21 protein-coding genes are annotated in these 22843 nt (G+C 59.6%); 5 read left to right on the top strand and 16 right to left on the bottom strand.

The window, feature by feature from the left end; all coding sequences use genetic code 11:
- Positions 1–17: 17 nt before the first annotated feature.
- From IH944_10065 to IH944_10050, 4 genes are all read right to left on the bottom strand, one after another.
- Positions 18–611: a hypothetical protein gene (locus IH944_10065; protein ID MCH7904897.1), complete on the bottom strand. Its 594-nt coding sequence runs from the start codon at positions 609–611 to the stop codon at positions 18–20.
- Positions 581–757 carry a hypothetical protein gene (locus IH944_10060; protein MCH7904896.1) on the bottom strand — a complete coding sequence of 59 codons (177 nt, stop codon included), beginning with the start codon at positions 755–757 and terminating at the stop codon, positions 581–583. Before IH944_10060 ends, IH944_10065 begins: the two co-directional genes overlap by 31 nt.
- Before the next feature lie 80 nt (positions 758–837).
- Entirely contained in the window at positions 838–2022 is a 1185-nt protein-coding gene (locus IH944_10055) for a saccharopine dehydrogenase NADP-binding domain-containing protein (GenBank protein ID MCH7904895.1), read from the bottom strand.
- Between the two features lie 43 nt (positions 2023–2065).
- Complete coding sequence (locus IH944_10050) at positions 2066–3256, bottom strand: PDZ domain-containing protein (protein MCH7904894.1); 1191 nt, start codon at positions 3254–3256, stop codon at positions 2066–2068.
- Between the two features lie 107 nt (positions 3257–3363).
- Here IH944_10050 and rplA point away from each other — a divergent pair, with 107 nt between their 5' ends.
- Positions 3364–4089 (top strand): 50S ribosomal protein L1, encoded by a 726-nt coding sequence (gene rplA, locus IH944_10045; GenBank protein MCH7904893.1) that lies wholly within the window; start codon positions 3364–3366, stop codon positions 4087–4089.
- A 55-nt stretch (positions 4090–4144) separates the two neighbouring features.
- On the opposite strand, the gene IH944_10040 is transcribed toward rplA, so the two are convergent.
- The 4 genes from IH944_10040 to IH944_10025 are packed head-to-tail and all read right to left on the bottom strand — an operon-like array spanning position 4145 to position 10714.
- Positions 4145–4657, bottom strand: coding sequence for a YcxB family protein (locus IH944_10040; GenBank protein MCH7904892.1), 513 nt, complete (start codon positions 4655–4657; stop codon positions 4145–4147).
- A gap of 6 nt (positions 4658–4663) precedes the next feature.
- A complete protein-coding gene (locus IH944_10035) occupies positions 4664–5509 on the bottom strand; it encodes a beta-ureidopropionase (protein ID MCH7904891.1) in 846 nt (281 codons plus the stop codon).
- A gap of 13 nt (positions 5510–5522) precedes the next feature.
- Positions 5523–7835, bottom strand: a complete 2313-nt coding sequence (locus IH944_10030; protein ID MCH7904890.1) for a UvrD-helicase domain-containing protein — start codon at positions 7833–7835, stop codon at positions 5523–5525.
- A complete protein-coding gene (locus IH944_10025) occupies positions 7832–10714 on the bottom strand; it encodes a hypothetical protein (protein MCH7904889.1) in 2883 nt (960 codons plus the stop codon). Before IH944_10025 ends, IH944_10030 begins: the two co-directional genes overlap by 4 nt.
- Before the next feature lie 15 nt (positions 10715–10729).
- Here IH944_10025 and IH944_10020 point away from each other — a divergent pair, with 15 nt between their 5' ends.
- A complete protein-coding gene (locus IH944_10020) occupies positions 10730–11359 on the top strand; it encodes a hypothetical protein (GenBank protein MCH7904888.1) in 630 nt (209 codons plus the stop codon).
- Positions 11360–11389: 30 nt separating this feature from the next.
- Here IH944_10020 and IH944_10015 read toward each other — a convergent pair whose 3' ends face one another.
- Positions 11390–12820 (bottom strand): hypothetical protein, encoded by a 1431-nt coding sequence (locus IH944_10015; protein ID MCH7904887.1) that lies wholly within the window; start codon positions 12818–12820, stop codon positions 11390–11392.
- 667 nt (positions 12821–13487) lie between these two features.
- Here IH944_10015 and IH944_10010 point away from each other — a divergent pair.
- Together IH944_10010 and selB are read left to right on the top strand one after the other, a co-directional pair.
- On the top strand, positions 13488–14369 hold the full coding sequence (locus IH944_10010) for an isoaspartyl peptidase/L-asparaginase (GenBank protein ID MCH7904886.1): 882 nt from the start codon (positions 13488–13490) through the stop codon (positions 14367–14369).
- Positions 14369–16210 (top strand): selenocysteine-specific translation elongation factor, encoded by a 1842-nt coding sequence (gene selB, locus IH944_10005; protein MCH7904885.1) that lies wholly within the window; start codon positions 14369–14371, stop codon positions 16208–16210. Before IH944_10010 ends, selB begins: the two co-directional genes overlap by 1 nt.
- On the opposite strand, the gene IH944_10000 is transcribed toward selB, so the two are convergent.
- The 5 genes from IH944_10000 to IH944_09980 are packed head-to-tail and all read right to left on the bottom strand — an operon-like array spanning position 16207 to position 19816.
- Positions 16207–17037 carry an ATP-binding cassette domain-containing protein gene (locus IH944_10000; protein MCH7904884.1) on the bottom strand — a complete coding sequence of 277 codons (831 nt, stop codon included), beginning with the start codon at positions 17035–17037 and terminating at the stop codon, positions 16207–16209. The two genes, selB and IH944_10000, sit on opposite strands and share 4 nt — an antisense overlap.
- Positions 17038–17042: 5 nt before the next feature.
- Positions 17043–18113: an aminopeptidase P family protein gene (locus tag IH944_09995; GenBank protein MCH7904883.1), complete on the bottom strand. Its 1071-nt coding sequence runs from the start codon at positions 18111–18113 to the stop codon at positions 17043–17045.
- Entirely contained in the window at positions 18110–18550 is a 441-nt protein-coding gene (gene aroQ, locus IH944_09990) for a type II 3-dehydroquinate dehydratase (GenBank protein ID MCH7904882.1), read from the bottom strand. Before aroQ ends, IH944_09995 begins: the two co-directional genes overlap by 4 nt.
- Position 18551: 1 nt before the next feature.
- Positions 18552–18734: a Trm112 family protein gene (locus IH944_09985; protein MCH7904881.1), complete on the bottom strand. Its 183-nt coding sequence runs from the start codon at positions 18732–18734 to the stop codon at positions 18552–18554.
- Complete coding sequence (locus IH944_09980; GenBank protein MCH7904880.1) at positions 18734–19816, bottom strand: glycosyltransferase family 4 protein; 1083 nt, start codon at positions 19814–19816, stop codon at positions 18734–18736. The genes IH944_09985 and IH944_09980 overlap by 1 nt, the downstream gene beginning before the upstream one ends.
- A gap of 96 nt (positions 19817–19912) precedes the next feature.
- Between IH944_09980 and IH944_09975 the strand changes: the two genes are divergently transcribed.
- The gene (locus IH944_09975) at positions 19913–20317 is read left to right on the top strand and encodes a hypothetical protein (protein ID MCH7904879.1); all 405 of its coding nucleotides are present in this window, start codon (positions 19913–19915) and stop codon (positions 20315–20317) included.
- Here IH944_09975 and IH944_09970 read toward each other — a convergent pair.
- Positions 20311–21099 carry an ABC transporter ATP-binding protein gene (locus IH944_09970; protein ID MCH7904878.1) on the bottom strand — a complete coding sequence of 263 codons (789 nt, stop codon included), beginning with the start codon at positions 21097–21099 and terminating at the stop codon, positions 20311–20313. The two genes, IH944_09975 and IH944_09970, sit on opposite strands and share 7 nt — an antisense overlap.
- Entirely contained in the window at positions 21083–22837 is a 1755-nt protein-coding gene (locus tag IH944_09965; protein ID MCH7904877.1) for an ABC transporter ATP-binding protein, read from the bottom strand. Before IH944_09965 ends, IH944_09970 begins: the two co-directional genes overlap by 17 nt.
- Positions 22838–22843: the final 6 nt, after the last annotated feature.

Here is a 22843-nt window from a genome sequence, read left to right as displayed (position 1 = left end):
GTCTCGCGCGTCTCCGCCTAAGAGCGGTTGGCGTGACCGCCAACTTCAGCCAGTGCCTCGCGGGCCAGTTCCGCCAAGCCAAGCTCTTTGGCCCATTGCAGGAAGTCCTGAGTGCCGAACTCCTCTCCCTGAGTTTCGATCAGTTTGACGACGTCGTTCCATTGGCGGTCGCTGACGCGGTTGGAGAGCTCGTACCAGCGCAGCTTTTCCAAGGCGATCGCCTCGGGAGCCAAGACCCGAGCAAAGACGCCGTCGAAGATCTCCAACCGTTTCGCCGCCTCTGTCTCCCATCGCGCGAACGGGGAGTCGTCAATCAAGAAGACATCGACCTTGAATACAGACTCTTCGTGAATCGCTTGGAACGAACGTGGCCACGATTCGTCCGACTTTGCCTCGGTCACAGCATTGGACTCGATGACAAATCGGTTCTGAAGTTCGCTGACGAGGCAAACACCGTTATCGGAGATTCGAACCATGAAATCAATGTCGTTCGTAACACGCGGCTCACCCCAGATCGAAGACGCCACTGAGCCGCCAATGATCGGCTCGATGCGACACTTCTGGCAAGCGTCCAGGAAATCTACGACTGCCGCTTGGAATCTGCTTTCCATCTATCTCCGGCAGCCCGCAATGACCGCGTAAATTCGACGAGCTCAATGACTCTCGCCACTTTTTCCTTCGGCGTCATCCGGCGCAACATCCGCACGTACGTCCGGTGCGCCTCCACGCTGGTATCTAGCAGATCGGTTCTGCGCATGCTCGGCTCCATTCTACAGGATCAGCACCATTCTAACGTCCGGCAGCCGCAGCCGCGTGTCAGCGAAGCGGAAGCTCGAACTACATCCCCGTCGGGCTCAGCTCGTGCGTCATCTTGATCTGGATGTCGATGTTCCGTCTGGCGAGCTGCGACAGAAAGGCCGTCCCGGTCATCGCGTCTTCATAACGCACCGCCCCCTTGGCCACCCGCCCCTGCGCGACTTCTTGCGCGATGATCGAGGTCGAGAAGCCGGTCAGCCGCTCCATCGACGTGAATCCTGTTTCCTCGCACTCCATGTCGAAGATGTCGATCTGAATCGTGGTCTCCCTTCCGTCTTTCACACCGGCCCCAATTCCGCGGACCGCGCACTGATCCTTGTCGACGTACTTTGCGAGCTGCGGGCCGAACACTGCGTTGAAAACGTCCTTCGGAACGACCTCTGCACCGCGCACGTCGATCTTCTCCTCGCTCCAAAAGCCGAAGTCCTTGAAGATCCTCATCAGCTTGCAGTGGCCGGGGAACCGAATCGTCTTGTACTCGTAGCTGTGCGTCTTTCCCTGTAGCGTGTAAGGCGCAGTAGACGCGCCGCCAGATGTCACGAACGCCTCCATCTCGCCGAGCTGCTCGATGTACAGCGTCTCGACCTCGGAGAGCGTTTCGACCATCTCGATTTCACCGTCGCGCAAGACGACCGCTTTGTAATCGTACTCTGTGACCAGCCCCTCCATGTTGAACGTCAGCTTGTAGTTGAACGGAGGTTGCGGGTTCTGCGGCAATACCCCGCAGTACAGTTTCACGCTATCGCACTCGTCTAGGTTCTCAACCATGTACAGTCCGATGTTGTTGACCAGCCCCGGCGCGAGCCCGGTATCTGGCACCAAGGAGATATCGGCCTCCTTCGCCCGCTCGTCCAGATCGAGCGTCTTCATCGTGATGTCCGTGTTGCCGCCCATATCGACCATGTCGGTCATCGTGTCGATCGCGACTTCGGCGATCCTGGGGTGCATCCAGTACGGCACGCAGCTGACCACGACGTCCACCTCCTTCAAGAAGTCGGCCAGCTCGGCAGCGTCCATCGCGTTCACTTCGTGTGCTTCGCAGATCGACTTGCCGAGCAGTTCGTTGACGCGATTGGCGCACGACTCTGCCTGTCGAAGGTCAACGTCACCAACCAGTATCCGGTCGGTCTGCGCAAATGTCGCGAGGTCGTAGGCAGCGGCCGTGCCCTGCATGCCAGAGCCGAGAATCGCAAACGTGTTGGTCATTCAGTCACCGGTTCGCGCAGTGCCCGGCGCGAACGGCGGCAGGTTACCCAGCGGCTCTCAACTCGACTAGACCAGGGGCCTCAGTCTGAGCGCTCAAGATCTCCAATGCCCGCGCCAGGAACAGGTCGTTCCCATCGGCGTCGAACTCGTCGATCACGGCGACGTGAGGCTCGACGCCCACGCCTTCGAGCCTAATTCCATCCACGATGACATCGATCATCGGGATTTCGAGAACCGCCCAGTCGCCGATCCAGAACGGCGATGTGCCGAGCACGTTGCCGCCCGTGCGCTCACCGACCAACGTCGCCCGGCCAGATTTCTTCAGGATATATGCGAGCACTTCCTTGGCGCTGCGCGAGCCCTTGTCGATGATCACGACAAGCGGCTTCGAGTAGCCGAACGCTGTGACTAACCCACCGCTCCCGATCCTCATCTCAATGTTGATCCCTGGTCGGAAGAACGGGTCAGCGTACTCTTCCGGTCGGCCGCCAAACCCGTCTCTAAGGTCGAGGATGAAGCCGTCGGTATTCCTCGCGCGACCGTTGATAAAGCCGTGCAAAGTCGTCTTGAAACGTTTCTCTGCCATCGTCCAGAGATGGATATAGCCGAACGTCTTTTCGTCATGCTCTAAGATCTCTTTGCTGGCGCGCGTTGCGTCATAGAACAAACCCATGCCTTCGTCTTCCAGCACGTTCATCGTGACGGTTTTTCGTCGTCCGGAGCGCAGTATGATCTCGAACTCCGCCTCCTCGTCCACCAGCGGCATCAAAGACTTGATCGGGTGGAAGGGACTGCCGTTGACCGACTCGATCGAATCGCCGGGAAGAAGCCCGGCATTCGCGGCGGGAGATCCCTCCAGCACCATGCTGATGACCTGGCGACCGTCCCGCTCGACGAACCACGCTCCGACGTGTGGCATGTCCAGTTCGTGATCGCCGCCAATTAGCGCTCCGATAGCGTAGAACCCTTGATCCGCGTCGGTGAGGAAGTCGAAGTGCGAGTCGCCGAACTCCACGATCATCTGAACGACGGCGCTTGAGAACTCGGCTTTGGTCACGGCTCGCTTGGCAAGGGGCTCGTACTTGTCCAAAAGGGCTTTCATCTCGTCACCGCGGGCCTCTCGCGCGTAGTAGCGAGTCTGAATCGCTCGTCTAGTACGAGTCCAAGCGTCGGCGAAGTCGATCTTCTGCTGAGGCGCTAAGATCGCCGATGCGAGTAGGGTTGTGAGGATCATCAGTAGTACATATAGCAGGATGGGGCCCTAGGATTCCGGTTTAGCCTGGTATCCTCATGAATCTGTGGGAGGCTCATCCAGGGCCGCAGGTACCACCGAGGCCGAAAATGGCAAGAAAAACGAAAAGAAAGAACAAGACCTCTCAGCGCTTTGCTGAGATCGACAAACAGGTCGATCCGCTCAAGTACTACACCCTCAACGAGGCGATCGACCTCGTCAAGAAGACCGCAACCGCAAAGTTCAAAGAAAGCGTCGACATGGCCGTTCGACTGGGCATCGACGCCAAGAAGAGCGAGCAGAACGTGCGCGGAATCACGAACCTCCCGCACGGCACGGGCAAGAAGACTAACGTCGCGGTGCTCGCAAACGGCGAAGACATCAAGATCGCCGAGGAAGCCGGCGCAGACACGGTGGGCGACGACGACCTGATCAAGAAGATTCAAGGCGGTTGGAAGGCGTTCGACGTCATGGTCGCGACTGCCGCGATGGCGCCGCAGATCGGCAAGATCGGAAAGTTCCTCGGCCCGAAGACGCCGAACAAGCGCAACGGCACGGTGACCACGGATATTGCGAAAACGGTCAAGGAGATCAAAGCCGCGACGCGCGCCGAATACCGGATCGACAAAGCCGGCGTCATCCACATGGGTATCGGAAAGACCGAGTACTCGGCTGACCAGATCCGCGAGAACTTCAACACCGTGCTGGACGCGATCAACAGAGCCCGGCCGTCCTCGACCAAGGGCAAGTTCATCGTCTCCATCACGCTCAGCAGCACGATGGGGCCGGGCGTCAAGGTTGACTCGGTTCTCGCGGTGAAGGGCGCTGGCGGCTAAGTCCAGGGTCTTGCGATCAAGTTGCGAACAGGCTCGACGGATTATTCCGTCGAGGCTATTTTATTAGCTTTAGCTTGCGCTCTACCAGTTTAAAGGTCTTCGACCAATCTTCATCGGACTTGAAGACACGCTTGGAGAGAATGAAGCCGAGCACCGGGTTCATTTGCAAAGCGATACCAAAGGGCAACATTCGGTATCCGATGAATGAAGTCCACGGCATCCAACCTTCCGAATCATTGACGTTCGATCTGATGCCGTCTTCGAAAATCGTCACCGAGCCGGTCATTTCGGCAGGCTGGCTTCGCGCCTTTCTAACGTAAAGCCGAATCGTCACGTAATAAATGGCAGCTAGGAGCAACGCATAAGCGATCAAGGCGACCACGATTGTCAGCGCGTTCGCCTGAAAGCTATATTTCAGAACGAAAAAAGTGATCACCTCTACGACGAGAACGATAATTAAGGAGCGTCGTCGCTGCAGATGCCAGGCATACGTCACATGCTCGCTTTCGCTGAATTCGTACTTTTCAATCTGCGCCACGAGCGTCTTGTCAGTGTAGTCGATGCTCATTTCTCACTAATCCTTCGAGAGATTCATGATCGTCTCCCAACTCTCCCTCAGGTCGTCCAGCAAAGGCGCCTTTGACCGTGCCTGCGCGATCTTGGACAGATCGATTTCGGCGACGACCATGTGGTCGTCTAGGATGTCGCCCTTCGCCAGCCGCTCGCCGAACGGATCGAAGATCACGCTTCCGCCGACCAAGCCCTTGCCGCCCTCGAAGCCGGTCAACATCGACGTGATCGTGAACACCCCGTGCTCTTCGCTGATCGCGCGAGCCATGCGTTCGTACCGCTCAACGTTTGATGGCTCAGATCCCTGGAAACCTCTGGCGGGAGACGCTATCGGCGCGCAGATGATCTCCGCACCTTTGAGGGCTAGCACACTGCTGAGAACGGAGTGCCACACGTCTTCGCAGATCAAGACCCCGACCTTTCCTAGCCGCGTGTCGAACAGCCCAAGCTCAGTGCCGCGTGTGACAAACCGCTCCTCGTCGAACACGGTGTACGTCGGCAGGAAGAACTTTCGATAAACGCCGACAACTCGCGAACCGATCTCCAGATACGCCGCGGAGTTGTGCGGCTGCCCAACCGACTTTTCATAAAACCCGACCAGCACATCGACGGGTCGCTTGAGCCCAGAAAGCCGCTCGGAGAACAGCGACAACACTTCGTCGGCGGCCAAGGCGTTTTCGCTTGCCGCGCCCTCGACGTAGTACCCGCTGATCGCCGTTTCTGGAAAGCAGACGAGTTCAGCACCCTCTTCCTGCACAGCCTGCGCGACGATCGCCGCCATGCGCTCAACGTTGTCAGCGATACGCCCCATGTCCGGGCGAAACTGTACTGACGCGACCTTGAAGCTCATGGATGGAGTCTACCTACGAGTCGGACGGAACCTCACGGACGTGCACGCCCATCGGTACGTTCTCGTTGAACCGAGTTCGGCTACAGATGAGGCCGGCGATGTTCTCCTCGTTCGGGCTGCGGCTCACCACGATGCACAGCTTCTTCTTGGCGCGCGTCATCGCGACGTAGAGGACCCGAAGGCTCTCTGCGTGCGCGCTCGAAGATAGGCGATCTCTCAGCCATCGCGAGACCAGCGATTCGCTCCTGCCGAACATCGCGTGCACGAGGCCGGGGCTGGCGTCGATCATGATGTCTTGCGGCCTGCGCCTTAGTCTCTTGTGCGTCTCCGGCAGAACGACGACGTCGAACTCTACTCCTTTCGCCTGATGTATCGTCATCAGCGTCACGGCTTCAGAGTCCTGGTCTAGAGCTGGCGCATCGCTCTCGCGGTGTCGCAACTCTTGTATCTCGCGAATCTGATCGGCGAATTCGCTCGGCCCTAACTCTGGACTTTCGGTCGCCAGACGCATGAGCTTTCGGATGTTGGCGAGGGTCTGGTGCGCGTTGTGGCGGCGAGCGATCACCTCCATGTACTCAGTCTGTCGCATGACTTTGCCCAGCACTTCCCACGCCGGAATCCTGTCGGCATACTCCGATAGCGGGAGGTACCAGTCGAGGAACCGCGCGATCTTATCCGTGTCCTCTTCGATCGGCGGAACAAAATCTTTCAAGGAATTGATCACCGGTCGCTTCGCGCTCAGCATGACGACCGAGTCCAAACTCAGGCCGACGAACGGGCTTCGCAGCAGCGCGAGCAGCGCGTAGTCGGAGCGTGGGTTCGTGAGCGAGTCGAGTGCGTTGGCGATGTCCCTCACCTCAAGCCTCGTGTAGAACCGCTCTGACGCGCCGAGCAGCCGCGTTGGCACTCCCAGTCTTCTTAACTCCTCAGAAATCTGGGCTGCCGTCGCATGCTGCTGGATCAAGACCGCTATTTCCCCGGGTCTGTGCCCGTCTTCGATCAAGCTGGCGATGCATTTGGCCGTGCCAAACCGATCGGGTCCTGCCTGTGGCCAAAACTCGACGCCCTGATAGTTGATCGGCGTGTCGGCGCCGAACAGTTCGGCTGGCGCGCGGTCCTCGAGGCCGCCGGCGGACATAGGGTAGTAATCGCCCTTCCAAAGGCTTCCGAAGATCGCATCTACGAAGCGAAGAATCCCGGGGTCGCTGCGGTGATTGATCGTCAGCGGCAGCGTCGGCAGCTCCTCTGTTCGCTTGATCATCAGCCTCCGATCAGCTTGACGAAAACCGAAGATCGACTGCTGAGGGTCGCCAACGAACATCTCCAGTTCCGGTGAAAGCGCCGAAAGAAGATGGAACTGCTGCGGATTAACGTCCTGCGCTTCGTCAACGAGCACGACCGGGTACTGTTTGCGAAGTCGCTCCTTGACCATCTCATCGCTCTTCAGCAGTTGCACCGCCAGGTCTTCGAGCATGTTGAAGTCGAACTGCTGGGCCTCGGCCATATGCGATTCCAGCCACTCCCAAGAGAGCAGAGCAAGCTGCATCAGTCCACAGGTTTGCTCTGCGGCTGCCTCATCAAACGGGATGGCGCGCGCCGTCAGCCAAGACGGCTTTCTCAAACCTGCTTCTTTGAACGCGGCTACTAACGACTCTCCGAGTCCTTCCGGATCGCATTGGGCCACGGCTTTTGCCACCTCAGAAGGCAAATCGTTCATGAACGCTTCCATCCAGCGCTGCGTCGTCGCTGGGACGTTGCCGTACATGCTCTGAAGCGCCTCGGTCGTCCAGCCAGCCCCCCGCAACGAACTCAGGACTTGCTTGATCGACCGAGCAAGCATGGGGGATGCGTCGTACGCCTCTTTGCCTGCAAGCCAGCCGACTAGAGCCTGCGCTTCCGGGTAATCAGCGAGCGAGCCCTGCAACGTCCACCGAACCGAGCGCTCGATCAAAGAACCCGTTTGTGTTTCGCCGATGACGTCGAACTGAGGATCGATTCCTGCCGCGAGCGCGTTCTCGCGAAGCGTCCTCTCGCAGAAGCTGTGAATCGTCTGTATCGGCCCGGTCTCGGCGACTTGCGCATCCGCGAACCGATCTAAGTCTTGGAGCGACCTGACGATACGCCTCTTCATCTCGGCGGCGGCTTTTCGCGTGAAGGTGATCGTGAGAATCTGATTCGGCTTATAACCGAGCTCCAAGACGCACACCATGTACCTTTCGACGAGCACCGACGTTTTGCCCGAGCCTGCCGCAGCCCGAACGGTGTACCGCTGCTCCGTGGAGCGCGACGCCTCCTTCTGCTCGCGCGTTGCTTGGAAGCCGCTCATCGGCGCGCCTCCTCAAACGGATCGTGCTGCTCTCCAAACTGGCTGGATACCCGGCACAGCTCACCGTACGGACACGCCTTGCACGCATCGCTCGGGCGCGCCTCCATGCTGCCCTTTTCCATGATCGCTACGGCGCGCTCGAGCCGGTCGACGATCTTACGGTAGAACACGCTCGGTTTCTGGTCGATCGTTATGACTTCGAACCCCTCCTTTGGGCGTCTTGGCATCGCCGCCGTGAACGACTGAAACGCCAGCAGAGTGCGTTTGCCCGTCATCGAGTCGATCTCAATGGCGGAGTTCGGCTGCCCCGTCTTCATCTGCGTCATCAAGTACAGGCCGTAAAGAAACGTGTCCGTGTTGTCTTCGGGCAGGCTTCCGATGTCTGCGAGGTTCGGTGCGTGCGGAACGAAAAACTGCAGGATCGAGTAGTCGTCGGTCGTCGTCATCGCGGCCATTCGATCTTCGAGCCGCACTGACATGTCATTGATGGGGATCGTATTTCGCAAACCGTGCGTTCCCAAGGCAACGTCCGTGAACACCCTTGCGCCGGGCTTGCGCCACAGTTCGCGGGCGCGAAACTCGCGCTCAACCCACTCGTTCCGCAGTCGATCGCCAGCGGCTTGCAACAGCCCGATCTCCCACGTCTCTAGTTCGCTGTACAACCCGTCGATCAGCTCCTTTTGCGCGGCTTGAAGCGCTCTTGTCGCCTCCTCCCGAGTCTCCATTGCCGCCAGTCCGACTTGCTTCGGCAGGTTTTGCAGGCTGTTCATCAACCTTCTGCGCACTGGCGGAAAAAGCTCCAACCGGTAGCGCATTGCGGACCAAAAGGAGCATGTCAGCGAGCGGGCCAGCTCGGCAGGCGGAACCCCGTCTTCAAAGTTTGGTCTTATGAGCGTCTGGGCATCCTCCGAAACCAGCGGTCCGTGGCTCGGCTCTACCCGGTCTCCATCCAGCGCCTGACGCAAGCGCTGGTCGGCATCGGCTCGGCACTCGCTCTCAGCCGGTGCCAGCGACGATCGACTGCGCACAACGTATCGGGCGCTCTTGCCGACTGCGCGCTTCAGGTCCTCAAGATAGAATGCGGGCACGTTGTCCCGCTGTTCGTCCGTCTCCGGATAGCTGAGGACGATGGTGCGATCGACGCTTGAGCACAGCCGGACGAACTCGTCTCGCTCGGCGATCGCCCGGTCGTGAGAGCTTTGCAAGCGAACCCCTCTCTTCGCCAGTTTTGAAAGCTCCTCGCGCTCGTCGTCGAAAAGGATGGGGTCTTCGGACCGCCTGCGCGGCAGGTTCCCCTCGAGCATTCCGATGACGAACAGCGTGTCGTATTCGGCGAGAGCGGCGGTGCTGGACAGGAACCGCACACCGTTTGGATGCCCCTCGATCACAACCGTCTCCTCGCGCCACAGTCGGTCTGCCAGCTCGACAAACTCGCGGAGGTTCAGCTCTCTCTTGACAGACTGATCAAACACGTAGGCGTAATCGGCGATCGCTCGCTGCATCACGGTCTGTGCGCGCGAGTCCCGTTTGCTGGTCGGCGCTCCCGGTTTGAGCGACAGGTCCACCATGCCGGCTCCCCCGACAAGCGTGCGGAATCGGTGAAGCCACTCCGCAAGTCCGGCTGGGCTCGACATCGCAACTTCGCGCCATGTCAGCAAGTGGTCAAGCCAGGGGAAATCCTCTTCGTGTTCAACGGCCCACTCCTGGATCAGCGTCCACGAATCTCGCGCGCCGATCGATGCGGCGATCAGCGCCTCGTGAAGCTCCTGCTCTCCATCCGCGGAAATCGAAACGTAGGTGGACTGTGCGAGCCTCGCCAGAGACAGCACGTCGCTGGCACATAGATATTGCAGGGTGCTGGATACTAGGCGAACAAATCCGTTCGTCGTCAAAGGCACCGCCAAGTTCTGACTCAGCGGCAACCCCAGACGCTCGCTGGCAAGTTGGACCAAAGGCGCATAAGTCGTCCTGTCGCGGGCAAAGATGCACAGTCGATTTGGCAGCACGTCCTCAGCCATCCGCTCTTGGCAGCCGCGGACCGCCCACTCCGCCTCGGAGAGCGGATCGGGCGTGCTGGAGATGACGACGCTCGGTGCGCCGGTTGCAGCTTTCATCGTGAAGAGCGCCGAGGTCCAACTACGCTTTTGCGTCTCCTCGATCTCGCACCCCAGCCTGTCCGCTACACGCCTTCCGATCGCGAAAAGCTCGTCGTTGTCCGGCACGGAGTCAACGAGCACGTCAACCGTGATGCCTTGGCTGGCAGTCCAACCCAACAGGCGTTCGTAGACCGGCCTTTCGCTGTTGCCAATGAGCACGACGAGATGCTTCAGCGGCCCTCGCTCGGGATCAACTACTTCAAGACACGCGTGCGCGACGTCGGTTGAAAAGGCTCTGTTGGTCTTCTCCATCAGTTCGCCGACGGAGCGCTCGATCTCGGCCAGCGCCTGCAACTTTGGCGACAGTCCGGGACTCGCCAAGTTTGCCAGTGCATCGAGCTCTTCCGAATCGAACCCCCAATCGCGCAGTTCGCCGAGCCGCTCGGCTAAGATCGGTGCGAGCCCTGGTCGCCGGGCCGAGGCCGCCAGAGGCGAGCCTTCCTCAAGGGCCTTGGCGCAGATATCGACCATTGCTCGCTGCTGCCCGCGCGTCACGAGGCGGCCGATCGGCCGGCCCTGCATTCTCAGCAGGCGGGCGACTAACGAGCCCAGAGGAACAATTTCAGTCTCCGCCCCGTCTTTCAAGAGGCTCCGGACAGCGTTGAGCTTTGCGTCCTCAAACGCCGTCACGACCGTCGAAGCGTTGACGATTTTGGCCAGCGCCGCTCGCAATCCGCGTCCCGAGGGCGCAACCCCGATTACGCGAAGTCGGCCTTCTGCCATAGTTCAGGTTGTATTATGTCGCCGAGCGAGAAACGGGTGTGGACTACCGGTCGAAAGATGATCGGCAATCTGTTGCCGCTGCTGCTGTCTGCGCCGCTGCTGTATCCGGCGGCGATAGCATTTGGCGACGGTGGCTTTCGTCAAGCGCCCTTCTACTACTGGCTAGGCGGATTTGTGGCGACGGCCTGGCTCCTTGTAGGCTTACTCGGCTTGACAGGCACCGGTGGAGCGCGGAACGAGATGGGACGCCGTCTTCACATGGAGCGGCCGTTCGACCAACAAGCAAAGGTGTTCGTCGGTTTCGCGAGGCCATCGTACAAGGGGTTGCTCGACGCTCACGAAGAGGTCGGTTTCCTCTTCATCCACGACGACGAGATCGAATACTGGGGCGAGACTTGCAAAGTACGCATCCGGCGGAACGATATCGACGAGATTCGCTTTCGGCCTAACCCGCACTCTTGGATCGGACTGGGACGGTGGATATGCGTCGAAGCCAATGTATCGGGAAAGCCGATCCGGCTGTTGGTCGAGCCGAGGCAGCGCGCCACGATGTTCGGAAACGTGCGCGAAGGGAAGAGGCTGCTCAAGGAACTGCGGGCCTGGCAAAAGCAAGAACCCCAGGCCGAAGCCCAGGGTCCTGCTTAGTTTTCAAGCGAGTCTTGAAAGACTTCGTGGTTAGCGGAGAAGCCCGAGAACTGCCGACGGGGCCGAGTTGGCCTGCGCGAGTACGGATAGACCGGACTGCATCAGAATCTGGAGCCTCGTGAAGTTCGTCATCTCCTGAGCGACGTCGATTTCTCGAAGCGTCGAGTCAGTGGCTGCCAGGTTCTCTCGTGCAACACCGAGCGCCCGGATGTTCGATTCGACAGTGAACCGCATGAACGATCCGATGTCGCCGCGCTGGCGGGAGATCGTGTCGATTGCGGAGTCGATCAGTGTCATCGCGCTGCTAGCGCCGCCAGCGGACGTGATGTCTAAGCTGCTGATACCGAGCGTGCTCGAGGACGCGCTGGCCAGAGCGAGCTGGGTCGTTTGACCAGCGTTAGCGCCGATCTGGAAAGTCGCCGAACCAGCCGTTACCTGTGCGGCGCCTACATACGTCGCAACAGCGTTACCGTCAGCCGTGAGCTTCACGGAGTTCAACGCGCTGTCCGTCATGGTCAGGCCGTCGTTGCCGTTCTGGCCGCCTGTGAAGACGACTGGGTTTAACACGCCGACTGTGACGCTCGCAATGGCGTCGATGCCTGCGTTGGATACGGAGCTCGCTACGGTCTGGATAATGCCGACCGAGTCGGTCAGGTTGACCTTGGAGAGCGAGCCGTACGTGTTCTGGTCCAGCTTGATCTGACCGTTGCCGCCGCCGAAGATTCCTTCTGCGCGCACGCCGGTCTGGCCCTGCACGGCGTTGATCTTGTTGATGACATCGCCGAACGTCTCAGTCGAAGATATCTCGATCGTGACGCCGTTGATGGCGAACGAACCGGAAACGCCGACTGCGAGCGCGAGGTACGTCGAGAGGTCTGCAGCAGCTGTCGCCTTGGTGCCAGTGTGGGTCGCCTGCGTAGCGGCGGTTGTTACGTCGACCGTCACTGCACCGTCAGCCGTGATCGACTGTGTGCCGACCGTTCCACCGAGGTAGATGCTGTCGATCTTCGCGCCGTTGACCACTGTCGCCTGAACGCCAGAGCTACCGTCGAGGAGCTTTTTGGTGCCGAACGCAGTGTTCGTGGCGATGCGATCGATCGAGGCCATGATCGAGTTGAGCTGGTTTTGGTTCGCTTGCAACTGCAAAGAGTCGAGCGAGCCTGAGAAGGCGACCGCCAGTGAGCGAGCATCGCGCAACAGTCGGTTGACTTCGTCGAGAGCGCCTTCAGCGGTCTTGGCGTAGTTTAGAGCGTCCTGGTTGTTCTTGAGAGCCTGGTCCATGCTAGCAATTTGTGCACGGAACTTCTCCGAAGCGATTAGGCCCGACGGGTCATCGCCTGCGTTATTGATTCGCAGACCGGTGGACAGCCGGGTTACAGATTGCGCGAGCAGCTTGCCTGTCATGTTCAGGTTTCGCAGCGCGTTCATCGCGGAAACGTTAGTATTGATTCGAAACGACATTTGTCTTCCTTGATATCTCTAAGTTGAGATTGATTTGGACGGGGCACAATCCGCCATCGTCATCCTGACTTCCGTCCAAGAGAAGACATTGGCCGTCGCGCAACAAGACTAACCTGTTAAAGTTACCAGGGCAGAAGAATCCTAGTATCTTTAACAGGATTAGGTATCAGGGTTGGAGAATTGATCTTCCTAGTATATTTACCAGGAAACCTTATTGATTAGGTAGAGGTGAATGTCCTAAGCACTAACGTTCTCAAACCTGCGCTGTTGCACACGCCTTGCTCCGCCTTCACAAGGAGCCGTGCCCCCGCATGGGCGCTACAGTGATGAGCCTCGTTTGACAGCGACGACGTCCAAATTGAACCTAAAGCGAGCCCTCTGGCGTTGTCAGAAGGGGCATCGAGTATGCATCAGGCACATCGATCAGTAGATGCTTACGGGGCCTTGATGGCCGGCAGGCCGCTATCATCGAGCGGAGTTGTCTTCAGAGGAAGCATCCAGGAAGGTGATCTTGAAAACAGCGAACCTTTCCATTATAGGTTACGGGCAGGTGGGATTGAGGGACCACGATTGTGGCCATGTATACGATCGCAGATGAGAAGGGGCATACAGTGCCGTAAGATCGGTTTCCCAGTATATATACCTGGATTCTGGTACAGTTGTTCGCATGGCGATTATGCTTGCCACGTGGGAGCGGCCGGGTGAAGTTGCGATCCGTGCCGCTGCAGATGCAAGAGCTGAGGGCGCGACAGTCATTCGGTGCCTCGAGCGGGGACTCGTGGTCGCGGAGGACGATCCTGAGCTGGTTGCGATCGGGCGCGGAGCGAGGCCAAACTGTGATGGCGACATCGAGCTGGACGCCGGCATCATGGATGGGCGCGACCTGAATTGCGGGGCGGTGTGTGCGCTCCGTGGAATCCTCCCGGCGATCACCGTTGCCCGACTCGTGATGGAGAAAACCCGGCACAACATGATCGCTGGCGAACAGGCTCGGCGATTCGCAATTGAAAACGGGTTCGCTCCACAGAACCTGATGACGCCGAAATCGATCGAGGATTACGAGGGCTACCTCGCGGACCCGGCGAGAGCTGAGCAGTACATTCACACGGTCGACGAGATTCCGCCTGATACGATAACGATGGTCGGCGTCGAGGACGGGAGGTTCAGCGCGGCTAGCTCCACAAGCGGGTTGGGCTACAAGATCCCCGGTCGGGTGGGCGACTCTCCGATCATTGGAGCCGGCATCTACGCCGACGACGAGGTCGGCGCCGCCGGGGCGACCGGTTGGGGCGAGGAACTCTGGAAGCACTGCGTTTCGGTTCGCGTCATCGACGCGATGCGCGCTGGCATGTCGGCGCAGACAGCCTGCGAATCCGTGATGCGCGAGATGGTCCGACGCAGGCCAGAGACCGGTGATCGGCACTGCGTCGTGTTTGCGCTCGCGAAGGACGGGAGCCACGGAGCCGGGGTAATCGGCAAGAAATTTGATCTTTGGCAATACCGCGACGGCGATATCAGTATGCAAAGCTATCAGCCGTTGGAACTTTAATGTCGAAGTTGATCGGAACCGCTGGCCATGTCGATCATGGGAAGACTACGTTAATCCAGGCCTTGACCGGAATTGACACAGATCGGCTGCCCGAAGAGAAAAGGCGCGGGCTCACGATCGACATCGGGTTCGCTTACATCGACCTGCCCGAAGTAGGCCGCGTGTCGATCGTCGATGTTCCGGGCCACGAGCGGTTTCTAACGAACATGCTGGTCGGCGCTTTGGGCATAGACGTAGCGCTGCTTTGCGTAGCGGCAGACGAATCGGTCATGCCGCAGACGGTCGAACACTTTCAGATTCTTGAGCTTCTGCCGGTTCAAAGGCTGGTCGTCGCAGTTACCAGGGCGGACCTCGCCGACAGCGACATGATCGATTTCACGAGCGAGGAGGTGGCGGAGCTGTTGGCGCCGACTCGCTTCAAAGACTCTCCGATCATCCCCGTCTCGGCAAAAGAGGGCAGCGGCCTTGACGAGCTTCGCCAGGAGCTGGCGAGGGCGTTCAAATCGGCTCCTGAAGCGGCGGCCGCGTCTTGGTACTTGCCGATCGACCGGGTCTTTACGGTGAAAGGTCACGGAGCCGTCGTCACGGGCACGCTGGCTCAGGGGAACGTTGAGACCGGCGCGAGAGCCGTCGTGATACCCGGCGATCTGCATGCACGGATTCGCTCAATTCACAGTCATGACGAGTCGTTGGAAGTCGGCAATCGGGGGAGCCGGACGGCGCTGAACCTCAGCGGCGTCAAGGCGGAGGATCTGCACCGCGGCCAAGCGGTCGGATCGCCGGGGGTACTGTTCGAAACTGAGCTGTTCGACGCTAATGTTCGATGGCTCAACCCTCCGCGTCATAGCGAACGAGTTCGTGTTTCGATCGGTGCGGACGAGGTAATTGCCCGCGCGTTCCTGAACGACTACGAATCCGACCTCGTCCAGCTGCGCTGTGAAAGGCCTGTCGCCGCAGCCAAGGGCCAGCCGTTGATCATCAGGAAATACAGTCCACCACGGCTGCTTGGCGGCGGCACGGTCACTGTGCCAGAGGCGGTGCTCAGGAGGAAGAGCGCGCAAATCGAAACTGTGGATGAGGGCCTTGACGAAGCAGAGGCGATCATCACGCTGGTCGGGAGGGCGCCGCACGGACTGGACACTGCGGACGTGTGCCGGTTGGTCGGCAAGTCGCAACAGGCGCTCGGCGGCGTGTTCGAAAAGCTCAAGGAAGAAGGGAAGCTCGTGGGCTTCGCCGGCTTATGGTTCGTTCCAGATCGATTCAGCGAATCTGTCTCGCTGTTCCTCAATGCCTTGAGATCGATTCACGAGCGCGAACCGACGAAGCTCAATCACTCTCGCGAACTGGCAGTGAAGAGCGCTGGCCTGCCGTGGTTGGGCAAGCCGCTAGATCGGATCATCGCGCACCTAGCGGCCCGCGGCGACTTGCGCGTCGCTGGAACGAACGTCGCGTTGGCGGCGTTCGAGGTGAAGCTGTCAGATCGTCAGGCGGCGCTGCTTGCTCGGGTAGCGCAGGAGCTAGAGGGTGCCGGCGTCTCCGTTCCGAACGCCCGCGCGATCGCAGAGTCGCTCGTTGTGCCGGTCCAGGCAGTCGAGCAGATCATCGGTGTCGGCCTCGAAGCCGGAGAACTCGTGCGGGTCGGCGACGGCCTCTTCTACACAAAGCGCCAGATTCAGCAGGTGACAGAAAAAGTGAGGGAGAACTTTGCCGACAAGAAGTTCACGGCGTCCGAGTTCCGTGGGATGCTCGGCACATCGCGCAAGTACGCGATACCGCTTCTGGAGTTCTTGGATGCCCGAGGGGTGACGAAGCGGTTTGGCGATACCCGGGTCGTGAACTAGAACAGCCGTAGCAGCGCGTCTTCAAGGCTCGGCGTCTTGACGACGACCGTTTCAACAGTGCCGTACCCTTGCGTGATCAATCGTGCGGCAAGCTCTTGGCCCTTTTCGGCCGTAACGATCAACTTGTTCCCCGATGCGCGAACGCCGAGCGCGAACGGCTCGACCATGGAGCGTACGGTACTCAGGTCGTCCGTCTCGATCGTGATCTCGGTCGGCTCCTGAGAATCGATCAAGTCTTGGACTGATCCAGCGTAAATCGGCTCGCCTTCTCGGAAAACAATGAGCTTGCCGAAACGCTCTGCAAGGTCTGGACGGTTGGTCGCAACCATGAATGCCGAACCCTCATCAGCGAGTTGGAACATCGCTTCGAGCGTACTCTCCAACTGCCAAGGGTCGAGGAGGTCGAGGTGGCCGTCGATGAGGATGATGTCGTCGTCGCAGACCAGACACGGCAGAAGGTCGCACGCGGCGAGCATCGAGCGCGGCATCTTCGACATGCTCTCGTTGCGAACGTCCCATAAGCCGAGAGCTGACAGCGCGAAAGAGATGCGCTCCCTCGGAACGTCCCGAGCGGCTGCCTTCGCAGCGCCAAACGGCGTCTGGCGACCTTTGCCCGTAGAGTACTCGGCCGCAAGAAGCGAACCGGCCAGCAGCGCAGATCCGCAAGCAGGAACCTCGTCGCCGGCCAGCGTGTCGAGGAACACGCTCTTGCCACCGCCAGCTGGGCCGATGACCGCGTAGATCTCGCCCTGGTGCAACTCCAGGTTGAGCAGCGGTCCGTCTTTGGCCAGCGCGAACCGATCCAGGACTAAAACGGGTTTGGCCATCGACTTTAACCGATCACGAGAAGCTCTTTGGTGTAGTGCGTCAGCAGTTCCGGGCCGCTGTCGGTGACGAGAACGTCGTCTTCGATCCGCACCCCACCAAAGCCCTCGATGTAAACGCCCGGCTCCACCGTCCAGACCTGTCCTGCCTCGATCGTGTCGGTGGAGCTTGAACTGAGACCGCCGTAATCGTGTACGGCGCGGCCGAGACCGTGGCCGAGTCCGTGGCCGAAGTACTTGTCAAGGTCTTTTTCGGCGAGAATCGATCGGGAAAGCTGATCGACGTCCTTTGCAGCGGTTCCTGGTTGCAACGCCTCTATCGCGGCAAGCTGCGCCTTCAAGACCTGGTCGTAGACCTCTCGGTGCCGCTCGGACGGCTGTCCGACTACGAACGTACGAGTGATGTCGCTGTTGTAACCTGCCTTGCGCGCCCCCAGGTCCAGCGTTACGAAGTCACCTTCCTGCAAAGTCCGATCGCCGGCTTGACCGTGCGGTTTTGCGCTGTTCGGGCCGCTGACCACGATCGGGTCGAATGCGATATCGGCCCCCTGCCGGCGGAGGAAGAACTCCAGGTCCAACTGAATGTCGAACTCGCTGCGGCCAGCCTGCATTCGACCGTGCAAGTACTCGCAGCAGGCGTCAGCGATTCCACACGCGTCGCGGATAAGGGCGATCTCTTCCGGAGTCTTGATCATGCGAAGCGGTTTGAAGAGGTCGGGTGAATCGGTCCACTCAACGCCTCCGATCTTGCTCCCCCAAGACTGCCAAGTTGCGTAGGATATGGAGGGCTCGAACGCGATCTTGCTGATCCCCAGGTCCGCCAGGCACTCGCCGGCGAACTGTTCGAAGGTCTTCGGCCTCTGGTACCAACGCACTTCAAATCCAGAGACTTCCTCGTTCGCTTGGATCGTGTATCTGCTGTCCGTCAAGAACAGCGCTTGATCGCCGGTTACGATCACGAAGCCGCTAGAACCTGTGAAACCGGTCAGCCAACCCACGTTCAGCAAGTCCGACACGAACGCTGCGTCGACGTTTTCGGCCGACATCTGACGGCGCAGCCGGTCGAGCGGCTGGCTCATACAACCGACTTCTCCATGTTTCGGAGCGCGGACATCGCTAGCAGGTAGCTGTCAGGCCCGAATCCGGCTATCGTGCCGACGCACACCGGCGCGATCACGCTGGTTTTTCTAAACTCCTCCCGCGCATTGACGTTCGACAGGTGAACTTCGACAACCGGCAGGCGCACGCTGGAAAGCGCGTCGCGCAACGCATACGAATAGTGCGTCAGTGCGCCGGGATTGACGACGATCGCGTGCGCCCACGTCCTGTGCTCGTGGATCGTGTCGATCAAAATTCCCTCGTGGTTGGATTGCAGGATTCGAACTTCTTGATCTAGCTCCTTCGCCCGATCCTGTATCGCGGCATCGATGTCGGCCAGCGGCATCTTGCCGTACATCTCAGGTTCTCTAAAACTCGTCAGATTCAGGTTTGGCCCGTGCAACACGAGCACGTTCATCTTAACTTCGCTCATCTTTGTCCTCAGGTGGGATGGCGTCTTCGACCAAGAGATGCGGTATGCCGTCGACTACCGGATACGCATAGCCACATTCGGTGCACACGAGTTGATCCTCGCGCTCGGCCAACGCCGGGCGGGTATCGCATCTCGGGCAAGCAAGGATTTCTAAGAGCTTCTTGTCCATCAGCCGATCACTTTGCGGTAGACGTCGATCGTGCTACGCGCCGTCTTGTCCCACGAGTATTCGCCGAGGCGAGATCGCCCTCGTTGACGCAACTGCTCTAATTTACTCGAATCAGCCAGAACATCGGCGATCACGGCTGTCCAATCGGCTGCGATCCAAGAAGTCACGACCTCGGCAGCGTCGGCCGCGATCTCCGGAAGCGCTCCCCCGCTGCTGCAGACTACAGGGCAGCCGCAAGCCCACGCTTCGAGCAGCGGGATGCCGAACCCCTCATGAAAGCTGGGAGCAACGTAGAGGTCGGCACACTGGTAGAGCGCGGTGAGCTGCGTGTCCGAAACGTATCCGGTGAACTGCGTTCGTTGGTGGTCTGCCAGATCGCCCCAACCGGCCTTGCCGGTCACGACCAACCGGTGCGGAACGGTTTCTGGCAATCCGGCGCACGCCTCGATCGCAAGACGGATGTTCTTCCTCGGCCAGCGGGTCCCTACCGTGAGAACGTACGGGCCGACGACACCGAGGTCATCGCTCACGATGCGCCTTGCTTCCTCGGCGGGCATCGGCTTGATGTTGTCGCCGAGCGCGTTGTAAGTCACGTTGACCTTCCCTTTTGATGCGGGTATGAACCGCTCCAACTCCGATTTGGAGGTCTCCGAAACCGTGATGACCTGCCTCGCGCGCTTGACGGAAGCAGGCACCTGCCACCGCAGCAACAGGCGATCCTTCAGGCCGAACCACTCGGGGCCGATGAAGAATGAGACGTCGTGTATGGTCGTGACCGCCAGATTGCCGCAGAGCGGCGATACGTTGTACTGAGTGTGGATCACGTCGGCGCCTTGCCGCACCGCCGCCCTGGGAAATGTAACGAGGCTCCAGAGCCGATCGTGGCTCGCTGGAAGATGAATCCACTCAAAATCCGGCGTTTCAGGAGCATTTGCGGGTTTTGAGGCGTTGGAATAGAGCAGAATTCGGAGATCGGCGGCCACATCGGCCAACCCGCGCAGAAGCCCGCGCCAATAGCTTGTGTCGCCAGTGCTGCTGCGGCAAATTAGCCTTGCGTCTATGGCGACAGTCGGTGTTTTCATCGGAAAAGAGCCAAGTTGGGCATTGGCCTGGGAATTGCTTGAAATTGAACGCAACGACAGTGTATTCGGAGGCGGGCGATCGTTGCCCGTGAACGCATGAAAGAACGGAAGAAACCGATCCTATTGGTCACAGCCATCGTCGTCCTGCTCGGGGTCATCATGGTCATCAACGCTACCGGAATGTTTGGAAGTAACAAACCGGAGAGCGTGGACGCACCTCCTGAGCAGATCAGCCCAGCTCAGAACGCCAGCAACCTCGATCGAGCCGAAGCGATAGACAGGCTGAAGGCGGCCGCAAATATAGGCAACAACAGTGCGGACGATGTCGCGGCAGATACCGTTGCCTTCGCGGTTCCAGAGAATCCGACAATAGAGATTCCTAGATCGACCGGGATTAAGCAGAAGCCGGATGAGGACAGCATTGCCGGACAGTGGTGGACCGATGACTCGCACTCGAAGGAAGTTGCCGAAGATATCGAACGGAAACGCGGCGGTCAGTAGACCTTTTCCGGGAAGATTGTGAGCACTCCGTCGTCGGTTTGTGAGCGTTGAAAACTGACTCCGAACGCCTCATCGAGCCTCATGTCGGAAATCGTTTCGCCCGTGTTTCCTGACAGCCAGATCCTGCCCTGATGCAACACAACCGCCCTTTGGGAAAACCGGGCTGTCCAATTCAAGTCGTGCATGGCAACCAAGATTCCGATTCCTTCAGCAGCTAGCTCCAAGATTAGGTCGCCGATCTCTAGCTGGTGTCGCACGTCGAGGTGTGAAGTTGGCTCGTCCAGCAGCATCAAGCTGGTTTCCTGAGCAAGCGCCCTAGCGATGAGCGCGCGCTGGCCTTCGCCGCCGCTCAATTCGCTGACCGGTCTGTCTGCCAGGTCGATGCAGTCTGCGCGCACCATGGCGCGCTCGGCTGCGGCGCGGTCCTCCGGCGTTTCGAACAGGCCGTCCGAGTGGGAGATGCGCCCCATCAAAACGATCTCGCGGACGGTGAAGTCAAACGTTGGGCTCTCGGACTGCGGAACGTAGCCGAGCAGGACCGCCACTTCGCGAGGCTTCATGTCTGCGATTCTTCTTCCCCCAAGCATCACCCTTCCAACTAGCGGAGGGATCGCGCCCGCAAAGGTCTTAAGCAGCGTGCTCTTCCCGCTCCCATTGGACCCGAGCAGCGCGACAACCTCCCCTCTGTTGATTTCCAGATCGATTGCGGTCAGCACGGTCCGGCTGCCGTATCCGCAGACAAGTCCTGATGTGCGGATGAGCGGGTCAAGCGATTCCGCCATTCATTACCCCACTGGTGAAAGCTCGGTACATCGTCGCGTACGCTCCGCCCTTTGCCATCAGCTCGGTGTGCGATCCCGTTTCGACTACAACACCTTGCTGCAGCATGACGATCCTGGTAGCCCGCGATGCGGTGGTCAGCCGGTGCGCGATCAAGAGGGTCGTTCTTTCGTTCATGATCTCATCGAGAGCTTCTGTCACCAGGCTTTCGCTGTGCGCGTCGAGGTTGCTGGTCGCCTCGTCGAGCAGCAGCAGCTTTGGCTGACGGATGATCGCCCGCGCGATCGCCAGTCGCTGTCCCTCGCCTCCGCTGAGGCGCACACCACGCTCGCCTAGCTCCGTCTCGTACCGGTCATCGGTCGCATCGATGAAGACGTCTGCGTGCGCAGCTCTGGCGGCCCCTTGGATCTCTTCGTCGGTCGCATCCGGCTTTCCGAGCCGCAGGTTTTCTGAGATCGACCCAGCGAAGAGGAAGGTCTGCTGCGGCACGACGCCGATCTGCGATCTGTACCACTGCCCCTTCAGTTCGCGAATGTCTACTCCGTCAAAGAGAATCTGCCCGTCGGTCGGGTCGTAGAAACGCAACAGCAGATCGGCGACCGTCGATTTGCCCGCGCCGCTCGGCCCGACCAGCGCCAAGGAAGTCCCCGGCTCGATCGAGAAGCTGACGTTATCGAGAGCTTTCGTACCGTCCGGATAGCTGAACGAGACGTTCTTGAACTCGATTCTTCCTTCAGGGGATGCGATCTCGCGTGCGTCGGGGGCGTCCCCCATCGTCTCAGACGCGTCGAGCACCTCTTCGTAAATGCGGTCCGTCGCCGCCTGCACCTGCGCTAGGGTCTGGTTCAACTGGCCGAGGTTCCGAAAGCCCTGATTGATTATGTCGAGCGAGTACAAGAACGCAATGAGGTCTGGAAGCTCAAGGCTCCCCTGTACCACGAGGTATCCGCAGACGACTAAGGTCACAGCCAGCGCGGTGGCTCCCAGAAACTCGACCATGGGGCGCAGCTTCGACATCCTCTTGATCGCCGCTGCCTGGCGCTCATACCAGCTGTCGACCAGTGCGGCAAACTTGCCCGTCACGGCCTTCTCTGCGCCGAACGCCTTGACGATCCGTGTACCGGCCAGCTGTTCGTGCATCATCGCCGTCAGCGTCCCCAGGCTCTCCTGCACGTCAGACTGCGCGGTCTTCATCTTCCGGGCGTTGCTCTGGATGAACTTCGCCATGACCGGGAACACGAGGATCGCGACCAGCGCGAGCTGCCACTGGAAGTAGAACACCATGCCAACGCCGATCAGGATTTTCAGCGGACCGTCGATCGCGTCCCGCACCGAACCGACCGCGATCTGAAATACGTTGACGTCGTTCGTCAGCGTGCTTTGGATCGAGCCGGACCGTTTCTCGTTGAAGTAGCTGACCGGCAGTCGCTGAATCTTCTCGAACAGCCGAATCCTCATGTCTGCGCCCAGTCGTGCAGCGGCCTTTCCGAGAAGATAGATCTGGCCGCGCGCAAGGAAGTACCGAACGCCGAACACGACGACGACACCTGCGGCGAGCAGCATCAGTCCGTCCTTGTTCTTGTCTTCGACGAGACCGATCAGCTCCTTGATGAGGAGCGCCGTCACACCGAGCAGCGCCGCCGCACCCGCCGAACAGAGAAGTCCAGCGATGACCATCCGCTTCTGGCGGACGATCTCCGACCAGATGCGCTCGTCGATCCGACGCTTGAGCCAGTTCATGCTTCG

It is taken from the genome of Armatimonadota bacterium, from assembly GCA_022563855.1.
Taxonomy (GTDB): domain Bacteria; phylum Armatimonadota; class Fimbriimonadia; order Fimbriimonadales; family Fimbriimonadaceae; genus JADFMN01.
The sequence above is the reverse complement of the archived record's forward strand: the minus strand, read 5'-3'. Positions and strand labels throughout refer to the sequence as shown.

Bases quoted from the DNA above. Each gene is read 5' to 3' on its own strand.
- IH944_09965 (MCH7904877.1), bottom strand. From the start codon at position 22,837: ATGAACTGGCTCAAGCGTCGGATCGACGAGCGCATCTGGTCGGAGATC.
- IH944_10040 (MCH7904892.1), bottom strand. From the start codon at position 4,657: ATGAGCATCGACTACACTGACAAGACGCTCGTGGCGCAGATTGAAAAG.
- IH944_10020 (MCH7904888.1), top strand. From the start codon at position 10,730: ATGTCGCCGAGCGAGAAACGGGTGTGGACTACCGGTCGAAAGATGATC.
- IH944_10015 (MCH7904887.1), bottom strand. From the start codon at position 12,820: ATGTCGTTTCGAATCAATACTAACGTTTCCGCGATGAACGCGCTGCGA.
- IH944_10000 (MCH7904884.1), bottom strand. From the start codon at position 17,037: ATGGCCAAACCCGTTTTAGTCCTGGATCGGTTCGCGCTGGCCAAAGAC.
- IH944_10050 (MCH7904894.1), bottom strand. From the start codon at position 3,256: ATGATCCTCACAACCCTACTCGCATCGGCGATCTTAGCGCCTCAGCAG.
- IH944_10025 (MCH7904889.1), bottom strand. From the start codon at position 10,714: ATGGCAGAAGGCCGACTTCGCGTAATCGGGGTTGCGCCCTCGGGACGC.
- IH944_10010 (MCH7904886.1), top strand. From the start codon at position 13,488: ATGGCGATTATGCTTGCCACGTGGGAGCGGCCGGGTGAAGTTGCGATC.
- IH944_10060 (MCH7904896.1), bottom strand. From the start codon at position 757: ATGCGCAGAACCGATCTGCTAGATACCAGCGTGGAGGCGCACCGGACG.
- rplA (MCH7904893.1), top strand. From the start codon at position 3,364: ATGGCAAGAAAAACGAAAAGAAAGAACAAGACCTCTCAGCGCTTTGCT.
- IH944_09980 (MCH7904880.1), bottom strand. From the start codon at position 19,816: ATGAAAACACCGACTGTCGCCATAGACGCAAGGCTAATTTGCCGCAGC.
- IH944_09995 (MCH7904883.1), bottom strand. From the start codon at position 18,113: ATGAGCCAGCCGCTCGACCGGCTGCGCCGTCAGATGTCGGCCGAAAAC.
- IH944_10055 (MCH7904895.1), bottom strand. From the start codon at position 2,022: ATGACCAACACGTTTGCGATTCTCGGCTCTGGCATGCAGGGCACGGCC.
- IH944_09975 (MCH7904879.1), top strand. From the start codon at position 19,913: ATGAAAGAACGGAAGAAACCGATCCTATTGGTCACAGCCATCGTCGTC.
- IH944_10030 (MCH7904890.1), bottom strand. From the start codon at position 7,835: ATGAGCGGCTTCCAAGCAACGCGCGAGCAGAAGGAGGCGTCGCGCTCC.
- IH944_10035 (MCH7904891.1), bottom strand. From the start codon at position 5,509: ATGAGCTTCAAGGTCGCGTCAGTACAGTTTCGCCCGGACATGGGGCGT.
- aroQ (MCH7904882.1), bottom strand. From the start codon at position 18,550: ATGAACGTGCTCGTGTTGCACGGGCCAAACCTGAATCTGACGAGTTTT.
- IH944_10065 (MCH7904897.1), bottom strand. From the start codon at position 611: ATGGAAAGCAGATTCCAAGCGGCAGTCGTAGATTTCCTGGACGCTTGC.
- IH944_09985 (MCH7904881.1), bottom strand. From the start codon at position 18,734: ATGGACAAGAAGCTCTTAGAAATCCTTGCTTGCCCGAGATGCGATACC.
- IH944_09970 (MCH7904878.1), bottom strand. From the start codon at position 21,099: ATGGCGGAATCGCTTGACCCGCTCATCCGCACATCAGGACTTGTCTGC.
- selB (MCH7904885.1), top strand. From the start codon at position 14,369: ATGTCGAAGTTGATCGGAACCGCTGGCCATGTCGATCATGGGAAGACT.